Source organism: Shewanella sp. 11B5, assembly GCF_002836795.1.
GTDB classification, from domain to species: domain Bacteria; phylum Pseudomonadota; class Gammaproteobacteria; order Enterobacterales; family Shewanellaceae; genus Shewanella; species Shewanella frigidimarina.
This window is the reverse complement of sequence record NZ_PJAP01000501.1, coordinates 1-5,861: the sequence shown is the minus strand read 5'-3', so window position 1 is coordinate 5,861 and position 5,861 is coordinate 1. Positions and strand designations below refer to the sequence as shown.

At 42.2% G+C, this 5,861-nt stretch carries 6 protein-coding genes; 5 read left to right on the top strand and 1 reads right to left on the bottom strand.

Features of this window, described 5'->3' with window-relative positions:
- Window positions 1–3 precede the first annotated feature (3 nt).
- Entirely contained in the window at window positions 4–168 is a 165-nt protein-coding gene (locus CXF78_RS22065) for a GNAT family N-acetyltransferase (RefSeq protein ID WP_374702288.1), read from the top strand.
- Between the two features lie 71 nt (window positions 169–239).
- Here CXF78_RS22065 and CXF78_RS11765 read toward each other — a convergent pair whose 3' ends face one another.
- A complete protein-coding gene (locus CXF78_RS11765; protein ID WP_102036893.1) occupies window positions 240–2,180 on the bottom strand; it encodes an ankyrin repeat domain-containing protein in 1,941 nt (646 codons plus the stop codon).
- Window positions 2,181–2,360: 180 nt separating this feature from the next.
- Here CXF78_RS11765 and CXF78_RS11755 point away from each other — a divergent pair, with 180 nt between their 5' ends.
- The 4 genes from CXF78_RS11755 to CXF78_RS11740 all read left to right on the top strand — a co-directional run.
- Window positions 2,361–3,401: an NADP(H)-dependent aldo-keto reductase gene (locus CXF78_RS11755; protein ID WP_011638619.1), complete on the top strand. Its 1,041-nt coding sequence runs from the start codon at window positions 2,361–2,363 to the stop codon at window positions 3,399–3,401.
- A gap of 112 nt (window positions 3,402–3,513) precedes the next feature.
- Window positions 3,514–4,803 (top strand): aminotransferase class V-fold PLP-dependent enzyme, encoded by a 1,290-nt coding sequence (locus CXF78_RS11750; RefSeq protein ID WP_102036892.1) that lies wholly within the window; start codon window positions 3,514–3,516, stop codon window positions 4,801–4,803.
- A 65-nt stretch (window positions 4,804–4,868) separates the two neighbouring features.
- The gene (locus tag CXF78_RS11745) at window positions 4,869–5,324 is read left to right on the top strand and encodes a SufE family protein (RefSeq protein ID WP_102036891.1); all 456 of its coding nucleotides are present in this window, start codon (window positions 4,869–4,871) and stop codon (window positions 5,322–5,324) included.
- A 27-nt stretch (window positions 5,325–5,351) separates the two neighbouring features.
- On the top strand, window positions 5,352–5,861 hold a 510-nt coding region (locus tag CXF78_RS11740), incomplete at its 3' end, for a membrane dipeptidase (protein WP_180957126.1).

The window sequence follows — 5,861 nt, the reverse complement described above, 5'->3', positions numbered from 1 at the left end:
TGTATTGAGTTCGCCAAGCAACAAGGCTATCAATCAATGTATTTAGAAACCACGGCAGTGCTAGTTGAAGCACTAGCACTCTATGAAAAACTGGGCTTTAGTCACTGTCAGCATTTAGGCGAAACCGGCCACGATGCCTGTGAAATCGCGATGATAAAAGCGCTGTAGTGTTACAACCTGAGTAAGAGGAGGAGCTTAGCTCTCCTTCTCATCTCGTTCAATGCTTGATTAACTTTTGATTAACTATATCCACATATACTCAGAGGTAACGCGTTGTCATCAACAACCTTGAGCTGCGGATAGGCACTGATAATTTGTTGATAAACATCGGGGTATTTTAACTTTATCAAACCCATTCGACGTAAATGAAACTCATCGATTTTAGGTTGGTAGCGCATTAACAAATCCACTTTTTCAACGGCATCTTCTGGCTTAAATTGCCAAGGTTCAATACTTAATGCGACATGTAAGGGATCGAGCCCTTTACTTAACTGTGGGTCTGTATCATTAATGATAAAGGGAAACTTATCATCAACTAATCGCTTGATAATATCTACATTACCTTTAACTACTGCATAAAAAAGTAAGGTTTTCCCTCTATAATCATGCCCGTGTAAATCATAACTAGACTCTTCTAACCCTGTTAGAAAGTCAGCAGAAAACATTCGGTCATTAAAGTCAAAATATTGTATTGGATCAACAAACAACTCACTGTTAAATAAGTCATCGTAAAAATGGCTATCGAATTCTAGTGCCTGACTAAAAACCCAATTTTTATTCGCGTCATTTAATGGTTTAGCCAATATCGAGTCGATAAAATCAATGACTTTACCTTCACTCAATAAACGAAATATAGGATCTAGATTGGAGATAAATTGTTGTCTACGCTGATAATCACCAACCCGTTTTAGCATACAATCCACTAGACTAGGGTCAACCTTAGCAAGCTGCTCAATAGTTTTATCAGGGTTATCAGTGTAAGTTTTATCAGCCTGCCCAATAAGAAGATATGCATCTTTAGGTTGCCACTTTGCATTAACCTTATCTATTGTATTACGGCACTGTGGCAGTACCTTTGCTAAATCCGACACCTTCAAGGCTTTTTCTGTATAGGCTTGTTGTTGCGCGAGTAATTCAAGTAACAATGGATGCTCATCGCTTATGCTAAGTTCATCTCGTGCGCCAATTTGGAGTAAATCGAGCCCATATTGTTGCTGTATTAATGCTATCTCAGCAGGCTCAAACCGATAATATTGTCTAGGAAAGAAACCTTCAACTAAACTACTGTCTTGCTGATTAAAGCGTGCATTGGCTTGTTTGCCTTGTAATTGCTGCACTATAGCTGCCGCATCGGCCTTATTGGCATCGCCCACCATTAAACGGCTAAGAGCCCATTCCATTGACGAGCCCATATAGGCATCTTTGCTAGGCTCTACACCTCGTTTAAATAAATAACTAACAACCTCAGCTCGCGAAGCATCAATAGCATAATCGAGTACTGAAATCGTATCGAGTTTATCAAATCCGACGGAAGCATTAAGATTATCAATATGTGCAAGGAGCGAAATGATAGTTTGGTTCGAGACGTGTTCATCGAGCATCAACGCAGCAGCATCATCAATAGAGGGTGGGGTTGTGATAAAAACGGATTGTTGCTCTGTAGCTGATAAGCTCGATAGATTTTCAAACTCGGGGGCCGGCACTTTCTTTGACATTTTGATTCCAGCAAAAAAACCGCTTAGTTCATGCCCTTGTTTAACATCCTTGGTAGCCTTTTGATTAAATTGAGCTAACGTAGAATCTTTTCGTAACTGCTCTACCCTAAACATCACGGCAAAATTAGAATTTAATAGTTTGTCAGTCACCATGGTGACGTCATCTAAACTGTAATCATTGAGATATTTGTCCCAGCTAAGGTAATGATCACGAGCCCAATTACCACTGTGTTTATCATTATTTTGCAGCAGTGTTTTACAGACGGCAAAATTGGTAACCGCAATAGCTGTAGCATCGGTTTCTTGGACGGGCTCAGAAGGAGTTTGAATTTGATTATCTAGTGTTTTACTGGCCGGAGATGGCGTCGATGCAATCGGATCGGCTAACTGTTGGTTAAAATACAACCCGCCGGTCAAAGCCACAAATAAAATGGCCACTAATACAATCCACAATCGAAACTTCATAACAATCCTTTGATAACAACTCCCATTAGCGAAAACATATCACAGTTATATGAGATAACCTCATGAACAAGTGATTTTGAATACTTTTCAAGCAGTCTTACGGCAAGTGTCTTATAGCGCTTTGCAACGATGCAAAAGCTTGGTAGCCTCAGATTAAGCACATTCCATAGGAGGATGATCATGGAATATCAACGTATCGCGCATTCTAACCTTGAGGTGAGTAAAATCTGCCTCGGCACCATGACTTGGGGAGAACAAAATACTCAAGCCGACGCTTTTGCTCAACTCGATTATGCTATTGGTCAAGGCGTTAACTTTATTGATACCGCTGAAATGTACCCGGTTCCACCTAAAGCTGAAACCCAGGGTGAAACCGAACGTATCATTGGTAACTACCTCAAAGCGCAAGGTAATCGCGACAATTTAGTGATTGCCACTAAAGTGGCTGCGCCTGGTGGTAAAGGTGATTACATCCGTAAAGATATGGCTCTGGATTGGCGCAACATCCATCAAGCTGTTGATGACTCATTAGCGCGCTTACAAATCGATACTATCGATTTGTATCAAGTACATTGGCCAGATAGAAACACCAATTTCTTCGGCGAAATGATGTATGAACACGATGAAGAAGAGCACTACACGCCTATTTTAGATACCCTTGAAGCCTTAGCAGAAATCATTAAGCAAGGTAAAGTGCGTTATATCGGCATTTCTAATGAAACCCCTTGGGGCTTTATGAAATACCTTAAATTAGCTGAAAAGCATGATTTACCACGTATTATTAGTGTGCAAAATCCTTACAACTTGCTTAATCGCAGCTACGAAATCGCCATGTCTGAAATCAGTTATCGTGAAGAAGTGCCATTATTAGCTTATTCGCCGTTAGCCTTTGGTGCCTTAACCGGTAAATACGAAAATAATCAGTGGCCTGAAGGCGCACGTTTAACGGTATTTAAACGCTTTGCCCGCTACAACAGTACCCCTATGGCACTGGAAGCGACGCAAGCTTATATCGATTTGGCCCGAGAATTTGGTTTGTCGCCCACAGAAATGGCCTTAGCATTTGTAAATAGCCGCAAATTTGTTGCTGCTAATATTATTGGTGCAACTGATTTACATCAGTTAAAGCAAAACATCGACAGCCACAAAGTCAGCTTATCTGACGAGCTGATGATAAGAATTAACGAATTATCGGCGTTATACCGTTTCCCTTGTCCGTAGGAAAACAATAACCGCCTGACTAATTGAGCTTATCGCCACAAAACCTTGCAATGGGCATCAAGATCACTGAAGATCTTGATGCCTTTTATTTTCAATACAGAAACCCTTATTTATGAAGCCTGCATCGTCATTATCGTCTGCCGTTTTATTTGATCATCAAGCACTACGCGATCAATTCCCGGCGCTTAAACAGACCATTGGCGATCATCCTTTGTGTTACTTAGACACCGCAGCAACGAGCCAAAAACCGCAAGCGGTCATTGATGCTATGACCGAGTACTACCAACTCAATAATGCCAATGTGCACCGTGCGGCGCATCAATTGTCTGCACGGGCAACTCAGCAATATGAAGCGGTTAGGCAACAAGTGGCTGAATTTATCCACGCCCAGCGTCAAGACGAAATCATTTTTACCCACGGCACCACAGAATCGATCAATATGGTGGCCTACGGACTGACTTCACAGATCAAGCCAAATGATGTGATATTAATTGATACCGCAGCCCACCACGCCAATATTGTTCCTTGGCAGGAACTGGCAAAGCGCACCGGCGCGGTGATCAAACCGATCCCGCTGACAACAGACGCGCAACTGGATATAACCGCTTTTGATCAATTATTAGCCCTAAAACCTAAAGTGGTTACCGTATGCCATGTGTCAAATGCCTTGGGCACATTAAACCCAGTCAATGAGCTAGTCGCAAAAGCCAAAGCCGTCGGCGCACTAACCTTGGTTGATGGCGCTCAGGCCATTGCCCATTTACCCGTTGATGTACAACTAATTGATTGTGACTTTTATGTGTTTTCAAGCCATAAAATGTATGGGCCAACAGGGGTGGGAATTTTATACGGTCGATATACAGAGCTCGATAAATTAACCCCAATGCTCACTGGCGGCGAGATGATCAAAACCGTGAGTTTTGAACAGACTGAGTTTGGTGCGTTACCAAATCGCCTTGAAGCTGGCACGCCCGCAATCGCAGAAGTGATTGGCCTAGGGGCTGCAATTCATTTTTTACAGCAATTGCCACGCGAGCAAATACTTGCACATGAACAACAATTGCTGCGCTATTTACAGCAGCAACTGCAACAACTTGGCGCTATCGAATTGTATGGTATTGCCAATGATAAGCACTCCGGTGATAAGCACTGCGCTGATGGTCAACGCCATAATATTGGTGCTGTGGCTTTTAATCTGCACGGTGAACATCACCAAGATGTGGGGATTTTACTCGACCAACAAGCTGTGGCCGTTCGTTGTGGTCATCATTGCGCTATGCCGCTAATGACCAGCCTTAATTTAGGCGGCTGTTGCCGTGCATCAATAGGCATCTATACTAATAAGCAAGATGTTGATCAATTTATTCATGCACTTAATACTGTAAAAGAGTTATTGTTATAGTGTTAAAGTACAACACGCTGATCCAGATACATCTATTATCTACAGCCGAGGTTAATTGAACTACCATGTTAAACCCAAGCACCGCACCTTCACCGCAGTTATTTTCGCCTTTATCGGATGAATTAGTTGAAGCAGTTAACCTCATTGAGCAAGCCAATAACTGGCAAGATAAATACCGCCAGATAATGTTATTGGGAAAATTATTACCGCCTCTCGCGCCGGAATTTAAACAGGCGGATGCACAAGTTAAAGGCTGTGAAAGCCAAGCATGGCTGTACCATTACACACTAAATGGCCGACATTTTTATCTGGCCGATAGCGAAGCACGTATTGTAAAAGGCTTAATTGGATTGTTACTGGTCGCCTGCCAAGGTAAAACCACCGAGCAAATACAACAATTTGATGTAAAACAGTATTTTGACCGTCTCGGATTAAGCGGCCAATTAAGTCCATCTCGTACCAATGGTTTAACTGCGTTAGCGCAAGCCATCGTTGCCTATACACAAGATGTTGGTACCTGAAATACTTGCCAACACTAAGGAATAATAATGACCCAAAAAGTCTGTAACCAAGCTCGCCGTCATATGTTAAAAGGCCTTGGAGCAGCCACATTATTAAGCCCTTTAAGCTCATTTCCTGCATGGGCCGCTAAACCACGTCGTTTATACATTGATGGTTTATCATTTTTACCGACCGACATCAATGATGTTAAAGCCTCAAAACTCGACGCCTTTATCGCCGATGTCTCGGCGATTGAAACCATTGAACAAGCTGATGGCACTAAAAATTACAAACGCACTTATGAAGCCTGCATCAACAGTATTACCCAAGCGGCTAATTCAGTAAAAGCTAATCCAGACGTGTATCTGCAAGGGCTTACAGGTACTGACATTAGTAAAGCTAAAACACAGCAACAAACCGCGGTGTTTTTTCAAATTCAAGGCGCTGATTGTGTTGAAAATGACGGTTTAAGTAATGAATGGCAACAACTAGATAATTTGCATCAACAGGGTTTACGGGTGCTGCAGCTGACACACCATTATGGTAATCGTTATGCT